At 61.1% G+C, this 14,480-nt stretch carries 14 protein-coding genes; 5 read left to right on the forward strand and 9 right to left on the reverse strand.

Annotated features, from left to right (window positions below; all coding sequences use genetic code 11):
• Positions 1–47 precede the first annotated feature (47 nt).
• Complete coding sequence (locus ACLBW8_RS07425; protein WP_064454441.1) at positions 48–617, reverse strand: DUF2780 domain-containing protein; 570 nt, start codon at positions 615–617, stop codon at positions 48–50.
• A 151-nt stretch (positions 618–768) separates the two neighbouring features.
• On the opposite strand from ACLBW8_RS07425, the gene ACLBW8_RS07430 reads away from it, so the two are divergent.
• From ACLBW8_RS07430 to ACLBW8_RS07440, 3 genes are all read left to right on the forward strand, one after another.
• Entirely contained in the window at positions 769–1,395 is a 627-nt protein-coding gene (locus ACLBW8_RS07430) for a sigma-70 family RNA polymerase sigma factor (protein ID WP_064454442.1), read from the forward strand.
• Complete coding sequence (locus ACLBW8_RS07435; RefSeq protein WP_447805066.1) at positions 1,392–2,069, forward strand: anti-sigma factor; 678 nt, start codon at positions 1,392–1,394, stop codon at positions 2,067–2,069. The genes ACLBW8_RS07430 and ACLBW8_RS07435 overlap by 4 nt, the downstream gene beginning before the upstream one ends.
• A 669-nt stretch (positions 2,070–2,738) precedes the next feature.
• Complete coding sequence (locus ACLBW8_RS07440; protein WP_447805067.1) at positions 2,739–2,999, forward strand: hypothetical protein; 261 nt, start codon at positions 2,739–2,741, stop codon at positions 2,997–2,999.
• A gap of 54 nt (positions 3,000–3,053) precedes the next feature.
• Here ACLBW8_RS07440 and fdhA read toward each other — a convergent pair whose 3' ends face one another.
• The 8 genes from fdhA to ACLBW8_RS07480 all read right to left on the reverse strand — a co-directional run bounded on the left by fdhA (position 3,054) and on the right by ACLBW8_RS07480 (position 12,895).
• Positions 3,054–4,253: a formaldehyde dehydrogenase, glutathione-independent gene (gene fdhA / locus ACLBW8_RS07445; protein WP_048722231.1), complete on the reverse strand. Its 1,200-nt coding sequence runs from the start codon at positions 4,251–4,253 to the stop codon at positions 3,054–3,056.
• 181 nt (positions 4,254–4,434) lie between these two features.
• Positions 4,435–5,292 (reverse strand): formyltetrahydrofolate deformylase, encoded by an 858-nt coding sequence (gene purU / locus ACLBW8_RS07450; RefSeq protein ID WP_032883972.1) that lies wholly within the window; start codon positions 5,290–5,292, stop codon positions 4,435–4,437.
• Positions 5,293–5,302: 10 nt separating this feature from the next.
• On the reverse strand, positions 5,303–5,935 hold the full coding sequence (locus tag ACLBW8_RS07455) for a sarcosine oxidase subunit gamma (protein ID WP_064454445.1): 633 nt from the start codon (positions 5,933–5,935) through the stop codon (positions 5,303–5,305).
• Between the two features lie 123 nt (positions 5,936–6,058).
• Entirely contained in the window at positions 6,059–9,076 is a 3,018-nt protein-coding gene (locus ACLBW8_RS07460) for a sarcosine oxidase subunit alpha (RefSeq protein ID WP_447805068.1), read from the reverse strand.
• Positions 9,073–9,375, reverse strand: coding sequence for a sarcosine oxidase subunit delta (locus tag ACLBW8_RS07465; RefSeq protein WP_003194855.1), 303 nt, complete (start codon positions 9,373–9,375; stop codon positions 9,073–9,075). Before ACLBW8_RS07465 ends, ACLBW8_RS07460 begins: the two co-directional genes overlap by 4 nt.
• Before the next feature lie 15 nt (positions 9,376–9,390).
• The gene (locus ACLBW8_RS07470) at positions 9,391–10,641 is read right to left on the reverse strand and encodes a sarcosine oxidase subunit beta (RefSeq protein ID WP_010207084.1); all 1,251 of its coding nucleotides are present in this window, start codon (positions 10,639–10,641) and stop codon (positions 9,391–9,393) included.
• A gap of 22 nt (positions 10,642–10,663) precedes the next feature.
• A complete protein-coding gene (glyA, locus tag ACLBW8_RS07475) occupies positions 10,664–11,917 on the reverse strand; it encodes a serine hydroxymethyltransferase (protein WP_064454447.1) in 1,254 nt (417 codons plus the stop codon).
• Between the two features lie 249 nt (positions 11,918–12,166).
• Complete coding sequence (locus ACLBW8_RS07480; RefSeq protein ID WP_447805069.1) at positions 12,167–12,895, reverse strand: TraX family protein; 729 nt, start codon at positions 12,893–12,895, stop codon at positions 12,167–12,169.
• Positions 12,896–12,985: 90 nt separating this feature from the next.
• On the opposite strand from ACLBW8_RS07480, the gene ACLBW8_RS07485 reads away from it, so the two are divergent.
• Together ACLBW8_RS07485 and ACLBW8_RS07490 are read left to right on the forward strand one after the other, a co-directional pair.
• Positions 12,986–14,026, forward strand: coding sequence for a threonine aldolase family protein (locus tag ACLBW8_RS07485; protein ID WP_432751454.1), 1,041 nt, complete (start codon positions 12,986–12,988; stop codon positions 14,024–14,026).
• A gap of 183 nt (positions 14,027–14,209) precedes the next feature.
• Entirely contained in the window at positions 14,210–14,410 is a 201-nt protein-coding gene (locus tag ACLBW8_RS07490; protein ID WP_064454450.1) for a hypothetical protein, read from the forward strand.
• Positions 14,411–14,480 lie beyond the last annotated feature (70 nt).

Consider the following 14,480-nt stretch of genomic DNA (forward strand, 5'->3'; position numbering starts at 1 on the left):
ATCAATAAAGTCATCGCCCCGTGTATGAAATACACATTCAAACGTATTTAGCTACCAGTGCCCCAGGCCGAGGCCAGCTTGCCCAGCACCGACTGGTTGGCGCCCTGGCCACCCAGGTATTGCAGGATCACCGGCGCAAACTTGCCGATCATGCTGTTATCCATGCCCAGCGCGCTGAACGCGGTGTTCAGGTCGCTGGTGTCCTTCACGTTACCCAGCACGCCGTCCAGGCCGCTGGTTTTGCTGCCGCCGCTCTGGCCAAGCATCCCGCTCAAAGCGCCGAGGCTGCCCAGCGAGTTGCTCCCCGACAGTTGATCCAGGCCCGGCACGCTCTTGCCCAGTTGCGAATAGTCGGTGCCGCTCAGCTTGTTTTTGGCCAGGCCCAGCATGGCGCCAGTGCCGCCAACGGCTTGTTCCGGGGTAACGTTCAGTTGCGAGGTCAGGGCCTGCAACAGGCCAGCGGTCTGGGAGCTCGGCGCTGCGGCAGCCGCCTTATTGTTGCCCTGGGCACCGGATACGGCATTGGCCACGTCACCGAGGCTGAAACCTGCGGCAAACACCGGGCTGGCGGCCACGGTCATCAGGCAGGACAGGGCAAAACCGCGTGAAATCTTCATCAAGACAACCTCTGAATGTAGGAGCTAAAAGCAGGCGTTTGACTGACAGTCCCGAAGGAATGTTCCCACTTACAGATTAGTTCAGAAAAAGCCGCATCCAAATGTCCCTGCTCCGCGTATATCCATCATGCACCGCCCGGAGTTGGATGGAATGAATGCTCAAGCTGGACTACCCTCTGCCTACCGTGCGCAGTCCCGTCGCCTTCGTCCGAGAGCCTGGAGAAGCCCTATTTCGATCAATGATGCTGACCCGTTGCGGCCGTTGCTGGCCCAATGCGCCCTGGGCAACCGCCAGGCGTTCGAAACCCTCTACCGCAGCGTCTCACCACGGCTGCACGGTGTGGCGTTGCGGTTCATGGGGCGCTCGGACCTGGCCGAAGAGGTGTTGCAGGAAGCTTTCGTGCGCATCTGGTACAACGCTTCGCGCTACGAGGCGCACCTGGCGGCGCCGATGACCTGGATGGTCAATATCACCCGCAACCTGGCGATCGACCAATTGCGCAAACACCGCGAACAACCCTTGGCCGACGGCCAGCAGGACGCCATGCTCGACGACAGCCCCAGCGCCCATGAGCAACTCGACAGCGAGCGCGAAGCTAGCGCACTAAACCGTTGCCTGGACACCCTCGACGGCATGCAGCGTCAATCAATTACCGTGGCTTACTTTCAGGGCCTGTCGTGCTCGGAGTTGGCCGACCACTTGGCCGCGCCCCTGGGCTCGGTCAAATCCTGGATTCGCCGCGGCATGGAGCGCCTGCGCAGGTGCCTTGAATCATGAACTACCAAACCACTGCCCTGCGCCGCGCCCTGGCCGCCGATTACGCTATCGGCCTAATGCCTGCTACCGCCCGTCGGCGCTTCGACGCCCTGTTATTGGAAGACGCCGCGCTGCGCGTCGAGCTTGGTCATTGGCAGGATGCACTCGCCAGCCTGACCGGCTCTTTGCCTGAGCGGCCGGTGCCGGAGCATGTGTGGGCAGGCATCAAGGCGCGGATCGAGCCGCAAGTGCTGCACGTGCCGGCGAAGAAACCGTTCTGGATGAACTTTCGCCTGCTGGCGGCTGCATGCGCGGTCGTCGTCGCTGTGTTGGTCGGCGTGCTTTATCAGCGTGATATCGGCGCCGAGTACAACGCCACGCTGGTCGCGGCTAACCAGCAACCGGCGTTGCAGATCCAGGCGTTTGGCGATCACCTGCAAGTAGAGCCACTATCGCTGACGGCGGTAGAGCCAACGCGAGCGCTGGAGTTGTGGGCCATTGCACCCGGCGGCAAACCGATCTCTCTGGGGCTGGTGCCTACCTCGGGTAAAGGCCGAATCCAGTTGAGCCAGGCACAACAAGCGTTGTTGAGCGCACCGCTGACCCTCGCCGTCAGCCTGGAACCACAAGGCGGCTCGCCCACCGGCCAGCCAACCGGACCAGTGCTGTACCAAGGCGCACTGGCCTCCCGCTGACCCCTCTCAACACCTGTGGGAGCGGGCTTGCTCGCGAAGGCGGTGTATCAGTTGATGAATGTGTTGACTGACACACCGCCATCGCAGGCAAGCCAGCTCCCACATTTTGATCTTCATCGGCCGGGCGACTTGCTCCAGGCGTTTGCCTGTGGGAGCGGGCTTGCCCGCGATGGCGGTGGGTCAGCTCAGAAAAGGTTGGCTGGCACGCCGCCTTCGCAGGCAAGCCAGCTCCCACATTTTGATCTTCACTGCCTGGGCGACTTGCTCACACCACTACCCTGTGGGAGCGGGCTTGCTCGCGAAGGCGGTGTATCAGTTGATGAATGTGTTGACTGACCCACCGCTTTCGCGAGCAAGCCCGCTCCCACATTTGATCTTCATCGGCGGGGCGACTTGCTCATGGCGAGGGATGGCGCTTATAGTTCGGCGGTCGTCCACATGTCGACACGGGTTTGGCGACCCGATTGAAATAATGCATGCAAAAGCACCTGCTCCTTTGCAGGTTTTTTTGTACGCGTAAAGCTGCTTTATGGCGGCTGTGCGCGGGAGACCTTCGGGTCTGCCGGCCTTTGCTTTATTTCACCGGTTCGCCAACCTGCGTACAGCTGCCACCCATTCGTTTGGCGACGTGTGAGTGGTAGCCCCATTCTCTGAAATAAAGGTTAAAACATGAACCGATACATGCCGCTCACCGGCCACGACAGCACCAACCCTTCCCTGCTCATCGACACCCAAGTCCCACTGGACGTGCTCCACGACGCCGCCGTCTACCGCATCCGCGCGGTCACTCAAGTCATGGAAAACCTCGCGTTTCGCGAAGGCCTGCAAACCGACACCCTTGTCCTGCAGGACTTTGCCCTGCTCTGCGCCATTCCGCTGCGAGATGGCTGCGACTTGCTCGATGTCATCAGTCGACGCTTGCAGGCTTAAGCACCCGACGCAAAAAGGGCGACCCTAGGGTCGCCCTTTTGATTTTGCCAATGCTTATGCCGCGCTGAACAGTTTGTGCGGATCAATCACAAACTTCTTCGGCACGCCCGCATCAAACTCGCCGTACCCACGCGGCGCGTCATCCAGGCTGATGACTTCGACGCCGACGATATCGGCAATATGAATGCGGTCCCACATGATCGCCTGCATCAGCTGGCGGTTGTACTTCATCACCGGGGTTTGGCCGGTGTGGAAGCTGTGGGATTTAGCCCAGCCCAGACCGAAGCGAATGCTCAGGCTGCCCATTTTCGCGGCGGCGTCGACGGCGCCCGGGTCTTCGGTCACGTACAAGCCTGGAATGCCGATTTTGCCTGCCACACGCACCACGCCCATCAGCGAGTTGAGCACGGTGGCCGGGGCTTCGGCCTTGGCGCCGTCATGCCCGTGGCCACGCGCTTCGAAGCCCACGCAGTCAACGGCGCAGTCCACTTCCGGCTCGCCCAGCAGGGCGGCGATCTGTTCGTGCAGCGGGGTGTCGGTGGACAGGTCAACCACTTCAAACCCTTGCGCCTTGGCGTGGGCCAGGCGGATAGAGTTGACGTCGCCGATGATCACCACCGCCGCGCCGAGCAGGCGTGCGGACGCCGCAGCGGCCAGGCCGACCGGGCCGGCACCCGCAATGTAAACGGTACTGCCCGGGCCGACGCCGGCAGTGACGGCGCCGTGGTAACCCGTCGGGAGAATGTCGGAAAGGCAGGTCAGGTCGCGGATTTTCTCCATGGCCTTGTCGCGGTCCGGCAGTTTCAGCAGGTTGAAGTCGGCGTACGGCACCAGCACGTATTCGGCTTGGCCGCCGGTCCAGTCGCCCATGTCGACGTAGCCGTAGGCGCCACCGGCACGGGCCGGGTTGACGGTCAGGCACACGCCGGTGTGTTGCTCTTTGCAGGAGCGGCAGCGGCCGCACGCCACGTTGAACGGCACCGAGACCAGGTCGCCGATTTTCAGGTTCTCGACATCGCTGCCCTTTTCGATCACTTCGCCGGTGATTTCATGCCCCAGTACCAGGCCGGTCTGGGCAGTGGTGCGGCCGCGCACCATGTGTTGGTCGGAGCCGCAGATGTTGGTGGAGACCACGCGCAGGATGACGCCGTGTTCAATCTTCCTGCCACGGGGGTCCTGCATTTTGGGATAGTCGATTTTCTGTACTTCGACCTTGCCGTTGCCGAGATACACGACACCACGATTACCAGACATGCTTTCACCTCGCTGTTGTTTTTATGGAACCGCGCTGCCCAGGCAGGCAGCGCGTAAAGTGCTCGGGTACAGATGCTGTTTGTGCGTTGTTGCTGATGGCCTCATCGCGGGCAAGCCCGCTCCCACCTTTTGATTTGTGAACACATTCAAATGTGGGAGCTGGCTTGCCTGCGATAGCGATCTAAAGAACGACGGTGCGATTGGCGTTCAAGAACACCCGCCGCTCTATGTGATACCCAACGGCCCGGGCCAGTGTCAGCCCTTCGATATCACGCCCCTTGGCAATCAGGTCCTCTGGATAATGGCTGTGGTCCACCACCTCCACGCCCTGGGCGATGATCGGGCCTTCATCCAGGTCGTTGTTGATGTAATGCGCCGTGGCGCCGACCAGTTTCACGCCCTTGTTGTAGGCCTGGTGATACGGCTTGGCGCCCTTGAACCCCGGCAACAACGAGTGGTGGATGTTGATCGCCTTGCCATCGAGCTTGCGGCACAGCTCCGGCGACAGCACTTGCATGTAGCGCGCAAGAATCACCAGTTCCGCACCGGTCTCTTCAATCACTTGCCACACCTGACGCTCCTGGGACGGTTTGTCGTTGGGGTCGAGGGGGAAATGGTAGTAGGGAATCTGGTGCCAGTCGGCCAACGGCTTGAGATCGGGATGGTTGGACACCACCGCGACCACGTCCATGGACAGTTGGCCGATACGCTGGCGGTACAGCAGGTCGTTCAGGCAGTGATCGGCCTTGGAGACCATGATCACCACTTTTGGCCGGTAGTTCGGCGCCGTCAGCTCGAAGATCATGCCAAAGGCTTCGCCACGGGTGGCCAGGCCATCGCGGAAAGCCTGCTCGTCGAAACCGTCGGGCTGGCGGAATTCCACACGAATAAAAAACCGGCCCGAGAGGCGGTCATCGAACGAGTGGTGCTCGGTGACGTAGCAGCCCTGCTCGAACAGGTAGCGGGTGACCGCGTCCACCGTGCCGAGCACGCTGGGGCAGTCGGCAGTCAAAATCCATGTATCGGGTGCACGGCTCATCGGTCACTCCTCAGGCTTGAACGTTCAGGCCAAATTCGGCTGACGCATCCTGCAGCCACAACCACCAGTAATCCGAGAAGCTGCGACGAATCAGCAGTTCCCAGGTGTCTTCGGCGGTATGGCGGATCACCAGTTGCGACTTGGCGAACACCGTGCCCACCGCCTTGCCCACCGGGAAATTGTTCGGGTGCACGTCGTAACTGGTGGACTTCATCAGCACGTCGCGCACATTCGGGCCGCTGAGTTCGAGGATCTGCTGGCCGCCGCTGACGTTGACGATCTGGATATGCAGGTCGCCCAGGGCAGCCCGCAGGTTTTGCTCGGCGGCGAATTCTTCACCGCTCGGCACAACCAGCAGCCATTCATCCGGGCCAAGCCATTGCAGGCTGGTTTCGCCTTTGACGATCACCTGCAGGGCGGCTGGAAGCTCGATGCCGAGGGCTTTGTGCACGCCGGCAGCGAACGCCGCGTCATGGCCATCGCCACGAATCGTCAGGTGGCCGAGGAGTTTCTTTTCGCGCACGGTCACGCCGGCGTTCTTGCGGCCCTTGCCGACCAGGCTGGCGAGGTCGGCATGGTGCAGCGACGACTCGGCCTTGGCGCCGGTGGTGGGGCGTTGTTGGTATACGTTGGCTGCTGTCATAAAGCACCTGTCTGAATTCTGTTGTGCGGCTACTGGCCTCATCGGGGGCAAGCCCCCTCCCACAGGGGAATGCATTTCAAAATGTGGGAGCTGGCTTGCCTGCGCTGCAGGCGCCTCGGTCTATCAGATGTTCTGCCGCTCGCCTTTCGGGTCGAAGAACACCGAAGACACAATCTCCGCCTCGATCACGCTGCCATCCGCTTGCGGTGAGAACACCCGCTCGCCGATGCGCTTCAAGCCGCCCTTGACCACCGCCATCGCAAACGAATAGCCGAGGGAGTTGTGGGCATAGCTTGAGGTGACGTGGCCGACCATCTTCATCGGAATCGTCTGCTTCGGATCGAACACCAGCTGCGCGCCTTCCGGCAGCCATACGTTCGGATCAATCGGCTTGAGCCCGACCAGCTGCTTACGCTCTTCGCGCACGCAGTCTTCACGGTTCATCCCGCGCCAGCCGATCCACGAGAACGGTTTGGTGCGGCCTACACACCAACCCATGTTCAGGTCGTCCGGGGTCATCGAGCCGTCGGTGTCCTGGCCGACGATGATGAAGCCCTTCTCGGCGCGCAGTACGTGCATGGTTTCGGTGCCGTACGGCGTCAGGTTGTACTTCTTGCCCGCCTCGACGATCTGTTCCAGCACGCCCATGGCGTAGTCGGCCTGCACGTTGACTTCGTACGACAGCTCACCGGTAAACGAGATACGGAACACCCGCGCCGGCACGCCGCCCACCAAGCCTTCTTTCCAGGTCATGAACGGGAAACCGTCCTTGTCCAGGTCGATGTCGGTCACTTCGCTCAGCAGCTTGCGGCTGTTGGGGCCGGACAGGGTCATGGTTGCCCAGTGGTCGGTGACCGAGGTGAAGTACACCTTGAGGTCCGGCCATTCGGTCTGTTGGTAGATTTCCAGCCACTGCAGCACGCGCGCTGCGCCGCCGGTGGTGGTGGTCATCAGGAAGTGGTTGTCGGCGATGCAGGCGGTGACGCCGTCATCGAAGACCATGCCGTCTTCCTTGCACATCAGGCCGTAGCGCGCCTTGCCCACGTCGAGCTTGGTCCAGGCATTGCTGTAGATGCGGTTGAGGAATTCACGGGCATCCGGGCCCTGAATGTCGATTTTGCCGAGGGTGGACGCATCCAGCAGGCCGACGCTGTCGCGCACGGCCAGGCATTCGCGTTTCACCGCAGCGTGCAGGTCTTCACCGTTGCGCGGGAAATACCAGGGGCGTTTCCACTGGCCGACGTCTTCAAACTCGGCGCCGTTTTTCACGTGCCAGGCTTGCAGCGCAGTGTAGCGCACCGGTTCAAAGATGTGCCCACAGTGGCGGCCCGCAACAGCGCCGAAGGTGACCGGCGTGTAGTTCGGGCGGAACATGGTGGTGCCCATCTGCGGGATGGTCACGTTCAACGAGCGCGCGGCAATCGCCAAGCCGTTGACGTTACCCAGCTTGCCCTGGTCGGTGCCAAAACCCAGCGCGGTGTAGCGTTTGACGTGCTCGACCGACTCGAAACCTTCACGGGTGGCGAGTTCGATGGCGGCAGCGGTCACGTCGTTTTGCAGGTCGACAAATTGCTTCGGCGCCCGTGCAGTGGCTTTTTCGTGAGGCACCTGGAACAGCGCCAGCGTCGGCTCTTCCAGACGGCTCAAGGCTTTTGGCAGCGTGCCCTGCACGGGCGCGAAACCGGCTTCGCTGGCTGCGCGCACGCCGCCTTCAAAACCATCCGCCAGGGAATCGCCAAGGCCGTACACGCCGTTGATACCACCGACGCACACGCGTTTTTGTGGTGCTTCGCCCGGTACAAAACCGAGGATATCTTCACGCCAGGTCGGCTTGCCGCCCAAGTGCGAGGCCAAGTGAACAACCGGGCTGTAGCCGCCGGAGCTGGCAACCAGGTCGCACTCCAGCCACTCGCCGGGGCTGGTGACTTTATGCGCTTTCACATCGATGGCTGCGACACGAGCACCCGTCACATGCTTACTGCCACGGGCCTCGATCACGGCGCTGCCGGTGAGGATGCGAATGCCTTTGGCACGGGCTTCTTCGACCAATGCACCGCGTGGGTTATGGCGAGCATCGGCCACCGCTACAACCGCAAGGCCTGCATCAAACCAGTCCAGTGCCACGCGGTAGGCGTGGTCGTTGTTGGTCGACAGCACCAGTTTTTTGCCGGGTGCCACGCCATAGCGACGCACGTAAGTGGAGACTGCGCCGGCGAGCATGTTGCCCGGCACGTCGTTGTTGCCGTACACCAGCGGGCGCTCGCACGCACCGGTCGCCAGCACCACACGCTTGGCGCGCACACGGTGGATACGCTGACGCACCACACCAATCGGCGCGCGGTCACCGAGGTGGTCGGTGAGGCGTTCGTGAATGGTCAGGAAGTTATGGTCGTGGTAACCGTTGACGGTGGCGCGAGGCAACAGCAGCACGTCCGGCAGGGAGTTGAGCTCGGCGATCACACTGGCGACCCACTCGGTGGCCGGTTTGCCGTCGAGGCTTTCGCGGGAATCAAGCAGCGAACCACCAAACTCTTCCTGCTCGTCCGCGATGATCACTCGCGCACCGCTGCGCGCAGCCGCCAGGGCGGCCGACAGACCGGCAGGGCCGGCGCCGACAATCAGCACGTCGCAGTGACGGTTCATGTTGTCGTAAGTGTCCGGGTCGTTCTCGGTCGGCGAGCGACCAAGGCCTGCGGCCTTGCGGATGTACTTCTCGTAGGTCATCCAGAACGATTGCGGGTACATGAAGGTTTTGTAATAGAAGCCCGGCGGCATCAGCTTGCCGCCGACCTTGCCGAGAATACCCATCATGTCGTTGTTCACGCTTGGCCAGCCATTGGTGCTGGTGGCGACAAGGCCTTGGTACAGCGCCTGTTGCGTGGCGCGCACGTTGGGAATCTGGGTGGCTTCGGTGGCGCCGATCTGCAACACCGCGTTCGGCTCTTCGGCGCCGGCGGCAAAGATGCCGCGTGGGCGCGAGTATTTGAAGCTGCGACCGATGATGTCGACGCCGTTGGCCAACAGTGCAGCGGCCAGGGTGTCGCCTTCAAAGCCTTTGTAGCTCTGGCCGTTGAAGGTAAACGTCAGGACTTTATTACGGTCGATGCGGCCACCGTTGGACAGGCGATTGATCTGGCTCATACCTTCTCTCCAGAGGCCTTGGCGGTGAATTGCGGCTTCTCGCCGATCTTGTAGGTTTCAAGAATTTCGTAGGTCACGGTGTCGCGCGTGGCGTTGAAATACTGGCGGCAACCGGCGGCGTGAATCCACAGCTCGTGGTGCAGGCCACGGGGGTTGTCGCGAAAGAACATGTAGTCGCCCCACTGTTCGTCGGTGCAGGCGTTCGGGTCCAGCGGGCGCGGAATGTGCGCTTGGCCGGACGCGTGGAATTCCTCTTCGGAGCGCAGTTCGCCACAGTGAGGACAGAAGATATGCAACATAGGGGATTTCTCCTGTTAGTGGGCGACGGCCGCAGCGCCGTGTTCATCGATCAACGCACCGTTGTGGAAACGGTCGATGGAGAAAGGTGCAGCCAACGGGTGCATTTCACCCTTGGCGAGGCTGGCGGCAAACACGTTGCCTGAGCCCGGCGTGGCCTTGAAGCCACCGGTGCCCCAACCGCAGTTGAAGAACATGTTCGGCACCGGGGTTTTGGAGATGATCGGGCAGGCGTCCGGCGTGGTGTCGACGATGCCGCCCCACTGACGGTTCATGCGCACACGCGACAGCACCGGGAACATCTCGACGATGGCCTGGATGGTGTGTTCAATCACCGGGTACGAGCCGCGCTGGCCGTAGCCGTTGTAGCCGTCGATGCCGGCGCCAATTACCAGGTCGCCCTTGTCGGACTGGCTGATGTAGCCGTGCACGGCGTTGGACATGATCACGCTGTCGATAATCGGCTTGATCGGCTCCGACACCAGGGCTTGCAGCGGGTGGGATTCAATCGGCAAGCGAAAGCCCGCCAGCGAAGCCATGTGGCCGGAGTTACCGGCCGTCACCACACCGACGCGCTTGGCGCCGATAAAGCCTTTATTGGTTTCCACGCCAATACACACGCCGTTTTCCTTGCGGAAACCGATCACTTCGGTCTGCTGGATCAAGTCCACACCAAGTGCATCAGCAGCGCGGGCAAAGCCCCAGGCCACGGCATCGTGACGGGCCACGCCGCCGCGCCGTTGCACGGTGGCGCCGAGTACCGGGTAGCGGGTGTTTTTTGAGCAATCGAGGTACGGGATCTCGTCGGCCACTTGTTTGGCGTTGAGCAGTTCGCCGTCCACGCCGTTGAGGCGGTTGGCGCTGACGCGGCGCTCGGAATCACGAATGTCTTGCAGGGTATGGCACAGGTTGTAAACGCCACGCTGGGAGAACATCACGTTGTAGTTCAGGTCCTGGGACAGGCCTTCCCACAGTTTCATCGCGTGTTCGTACAGGTGCGCCGACTCGTCCCAGAGGTAGTTGGAACGCACGATGGTGGTGTTGCGCGCGGTGTTACCGCCGCCCAGCCAGCCTTTTTCGACCACGGCCACGTTGGTGATGCCGTGCTCTTTGGCCAGGTAATAGGCGGTCGCCAGACCATGCCCGCCGCCGCCGACGATGACTACGTCGTAGACCTTTTTAGGGGTCGGCGTGCGCCACATCTTCTGCCAGTTTTCGTGGTGGCTGAGTGAGTGCTTGAAGAGGCCGAAGCCCGAGTAGCGTTGCATAGTCATTACTCCAAAACCGCGCTCAGCGATAAACCGGGAAATCAGCGCACAGGGCAGACACGTGCTTGGCCACGTTGGCCTCGACATCGGCGTCGCCGAGGTTGTCGAGGATGTCGCAGATCCAGCCGGCCAACTCGATGCACTGCGGTACTTTGAAGCCACGTGTGGTCACCGCCGGGGTGCCGATGCGCAGGCCCGAGGTCACGAACGGCGACTGCGGGTCATTCGGCACGGCGTTCTTGTTGACGGTGATGTGGGCGCGACCGAGGGCGGCGTCCGCCTCTTTGCCGGTGAGGCCCTGGCGAATCAGGCTGACCAGGAACAGGTGGTTATCGGTACCGCCGGAGACAACATCGTAGCCACGTTTGATAAACACGCCGGCCATGGCCTGGGCGTTGTCGATCACTTGTTGCTGGTACACCTTGAAACCTGGCTCCGCCGCTTCCTTGAAGCACACCGCCTTGCCGGCGATGACATGCATCAGCGGGCCGCCCTGGGCGCCGGGGAACACCGCAGAGTTGAGTTTCTTTTCAATTTCTTCGTTGGCCTTGGCCAGGATCAAACCGCCACGTGGACCGCGCAGGGTCTTGTGGGTGGTGGTGGTGACCACGTCGGCGTAAGGCAGCGGGTTCGGGTACAAACCAGCGGCCACCAGGCCGGCGACGTGAGCCATGTCGACGAACAGCAGCGCGCCGACCTTGTCGGCAATCGCGCGAAAGCGTGGGAAATCCAGGGTTTTGGAGTAGGCGGAGAAACCGGCCACCACCATCTTCGGCTTGTGCTCGACCGCCAGACGCTCAACTTCGTCGTAGTCGATCAGGCCGGTGTCGGTGTTGATGCCGTATTGCACCGCGTTGTACAGCTTGCCCGACGACGACACTTTGGCGCCGTGGGTCAGGTGGCCGCCGTGGGCCAGGCTCATGCCGAGGATGGTGTCGCCAGCATTGATCAGCGCCAGGTACACCGCGCTGTTGGCGGACGAACCGGAGTGTGGCTGCACGTTGGCGTAATCGGCACCGAACAGTTGCTTGGCGCGCTCGATGGCCAGCGCTTCAACCTTGTCCACGTGCTCGCAGCCACCGTAGTAGCGCTTGCCCGGGTAACCTTCAGCGTATTTGTTGGTGAGGCCGCTGCCTTGCGCTTCCATCACACGTTTGCTGGTGTAGTTCTCTGACGCGATCAGCTCGATATGATCTTCCTGACGCTGCTCCTCGGCATTCATCGCCGCCAGCAGTGCGTCGTCATATCCCTGGATCTGGTCTTTTTTGCTGAACATCGCGTCTCTCCCAGCCTTTCGTATTGTTAAGGCCCGTGCAGGGCCCTTTGATGCGATGGTAGGGCTGGCGCCGGTAGATCAAATGCCTACGGACGCCACGCAAAGGTGCGTTTACGACATTGCCGGAACAACACCGAATAAATGTGGAAGCAGGCTTGTGTGGGAGCTGGCTTGCCTGCGATGCAGACACCTCGGTGTATCAGTTGCATTGGGGTGATGCAATCGCAGGCAAGCCAGCTCCCACAAGGGTTAGGCGATAATCTGTCGGACGATTAGCAGCATCAAAAAATGCAGTGGATATAAGCTATATGCCCAGCGCCGCATGGCGGGTGGAGACACATGCCTGGCATGGCGCACTAAGACCAACCCCGCCAATGGCGCAATCAGGCAAGCGCCCAGCCCGAGCATCGCAACGAGGCTGCCGCTGTTGAGCAAAATCTGCCATTGATTAGCCGCCACACAGACCAAACCCGGTAACAAGCTGAAATACCATGGGCGGCTGAACACCAGCAGCATTGCCAACGGCAGCAAGACACCGAAAAAGCCGAACATCAGGTGTGTGGAAAACACCGCGCCCATCGCGACGGCGATCAGCGCCAAACCTCGATCAAAAAGCGTCTTCTGCTGCCATCCTCGGGCAACGAGCAGGCCCAGCGCCAGGGTCGGCAAGACGTTTAATGTATCGGCATCGTCGATAAACATTCGGTACGGCACTTCGCTGATCACACTGAACAGCAACAGCCAGCCCAGGTAGCGCCACTGGCCGGTCACAGGCGCATGCCGGACCCGGTGCACATTGGCCGCAATCGCCAGGCAAAACCAGGGAAACGCCAGCCGGCCTGGCACATACAGGCCATCGAGGCTCAAACCGACATAACGCAAGTGATCCAGCACCATGCTCAGCAGCGCCAGCCACTTGAGCAAATCCAGGGCGCCATCCCGGACGCGTCCGACAGGAATCGTTTCAGTACCGTGCATAATTCCCCAGTGACTTTGCATTTACAGTGCGTGCGCACCCTGGACAATCTTGGTTACAGTGCGCACCAACATCGACCACAGGAATGGGCCATGACCGACAAGAGCCAACAATTCGCCAGCGACAACTATTCCGGCATCTGCCCGGAAGCCTGGGCCGCCATGGAACAAGCCAACCAGGGCCATCAACGCGCCTACGGCGATGATGAATGGACCCACCGCGCCGCCGACGGATTCCGTCACTTGTTCGAAACCGACTGCGAAGTATTCTTCGCTTTCAACGGCACAGCCGCCAACTCCCTGGCACTGTCCTCGCTGTGCCAGAGCTACCATAGCGTGATTTGCTCGGAAACCGCCCACGTTGAAACCGACGAATGCGGCGCGCCGGAGTTTTTCTCCAATGGTTCCAAGCTCCTCACCGCTCGCACCGAAAACGGCAAGCTGACCCCGGAATCGATCCGCGAAATCGCCCTCAAGCGCCAGGACATCCACTACCCCAAGCCCCGCGTAGTGACCCTGACCCAGGCCACTGAAGTCGGCAGCGTGTACACCCCGGAAGAAATCCGCGCGATCAGCGCCACCTGCAAGGAACTGGGCCTGAACCTGCACATGGACGGCGCGCGCTTCGCCAATGCCTGCGCGTTCCTCGGTTGCTCCCCGGCCGACCTGACATGGAAAGCCGGTGTGGACGTGCTGTGCTTTGGCGGTACGAAAAACGGCATGGCGGTGGGTGAAGCGATCCTGTTCTTCAACCACAAACTGGCCGAAGACTTCGATTACCGCTGCAAACAGGCCGGCCAGCTGGCGTCGAAAATGCGCTTCCTCTCGGCACCCTGGGTGGGCCTGCTGGAAAACGACGCCTGGCTCAAACACGCACGCCACGCCAACCACTGCGCACAATTGCTGAGCAGCCTGGTGGCGGATATTCCCGGCGTGGAATTGATGTTCCCGGTGCAGGCCAACGGCGTGTTCCTGCAACTCTCGGAAGCGGCCATCGAAGCCTTGACGGCCAAGGGCTGGCGCTTCTACACCTTCATCGGCAAAGGTGGCGCACGGTTCATGTGTGCGTGGGATACCGAGGAAGAACGTGTAAGAGAATTAGCCGCGGATATTCGCCAAGTGATGGGCGCCTAAGCGCGACGAATAGTGGCTGATTGCCGAGACTGTTATCTGGTGTTTCCGACAGCATACGACTGCATTTTCATCGACTAGCCTCTTGGAACCCGAAAGGAAAAAGCCGCTGCAGCGGCCTCCTTTCGGGAATACCTGCCTGCCGAATAATCGGCCGGAAACGGAAATCCAGCAGAGGGTTAGACCATGGAAGTTCAATGCTACGCCATGAACGCACGCCAAGAAGGCAGTCTCAGCAACACATTCGTAAGCTGGGACGAGTTCAGGAAGCTTGCGAAAGTCGGTGACACCATCAGGGAGCCTTCGAGAACCCTGACTATCTATGAAAAAGTCTATGAACTGACAGCCTCCGGTGATCAGTTCGCCATTCAGCTCTACGCCCGCTAAGCACTAAGGACTGCGTCGGAGACTCATGACCTCCGACGCGGGACTGACTCACCTGTTGATAAGTGGTGAG

This window comes from Pseudomonas sp. M5A4_2d (genome assembly GCF_053345295.1).

Excerpts from the sequence above, each read along its gene's own strand:
- ACLBW8_RS07425 (WP_064454441.1), bottom strand. The coding sequence starts at position 617 with ATGAAGATTTCACGCGGTTTTGCCCTGTCCTGCCTGATGACCGTGGCC.
- ACLBW8_RS07430 (WP_064454442.1), top strand. The coding sequence starts at position 769 with ATGAATGCTCAAGCTGGACTACCCTCTGCCTACCGTGCGCAGTCCCGT.
- ACLBW8_RS07435 (WP_447805066.1), top strand. The coding sequence starts at position 1,392 with ATGAACTACCAAACCACTGCCCTGCGCCGCGCCCTGGCCGCCGATTAC.
- ACLBW8_RS07440 (WP_447805067.1), top strand. The coding sequence starts at position 2,739 with ATGAACCGATACATGCCGCTCACCGGCCACGACAGCACCAACCCTTCC.
- fdhA (WP_048722231.1), bottom strand. The coding sequence starts at position 4,253 with ATGTCTGGTAATCGTGGTGTCGTGTATCTCGGCAACGGCAAGGTCGAA.
- purU (WP_032883972.1), bottom strand. The coding sequence starts at position 5,292 with ATGAGCCGTGCACCCGATACATGGATTTTGACTGCCGACTGCCCCAGC.
- ACLBW8_RS07455 (WP_064454445.1), bottom strand. The coding sequence starts at position 5,935 with ATGACAGCAGCCAACGTATACCAACAACGCCCCACCACCGGCGCCAAG.
- ACLBW8_RS07460 (WP_447805068.1), bottom strand. The coding sequence starts at position 9,076 with ATGAGCCAGATCAATCGCCTGTCCAACGGTGGCCGCATCGACCGTAAT.
- ACLBW8_RS07465 (WP_003194855.1), bottom strand. The coding sequence starts at position 9,375 with ATGTTGCATATCTTCTGTCCTCACTGTGGCGAACTGCGCTCCGAAGAG.
- ACLBW8_RS07470 (WP_010207084.1), bottom strand. The coding sequence starts at position 10,641 with ATGCAACGCTACTCGGGCTTCGGCCTCTTCAAGCACTCACTCAGCCAC.
- glyA (WP_064454447.1), bottom strand. The coding sequence starts at position 11,917 with ATGTTCAGCAAAAAAGACCAGATCCAGGGATATGACGACGCACTGCTG.
- ACLBW8_RS07480 (WP_447805069.1), bottom strand. The coding sequence starts at position 12,895 with ATGCACGGTACTGAAACGATTCCTGTCGGACGCGTCCGGGATGGCGCC.
- ACLBW8_RS07485 (WP_432751454.1), top strand. The coding sequence starts at position 12,986 with ATGACCGACAAGAGCCAACAATTCGCCAGCGACAACTATTCCGGCATC.
- ACLBW8_RS07490 (WP_064454450.1), top strand. The coding sequence starts at position 14,210 with ATGGAAGTTCAATGCTACGCCATGAACGCACGCCAAGAAGGCAGTCTC.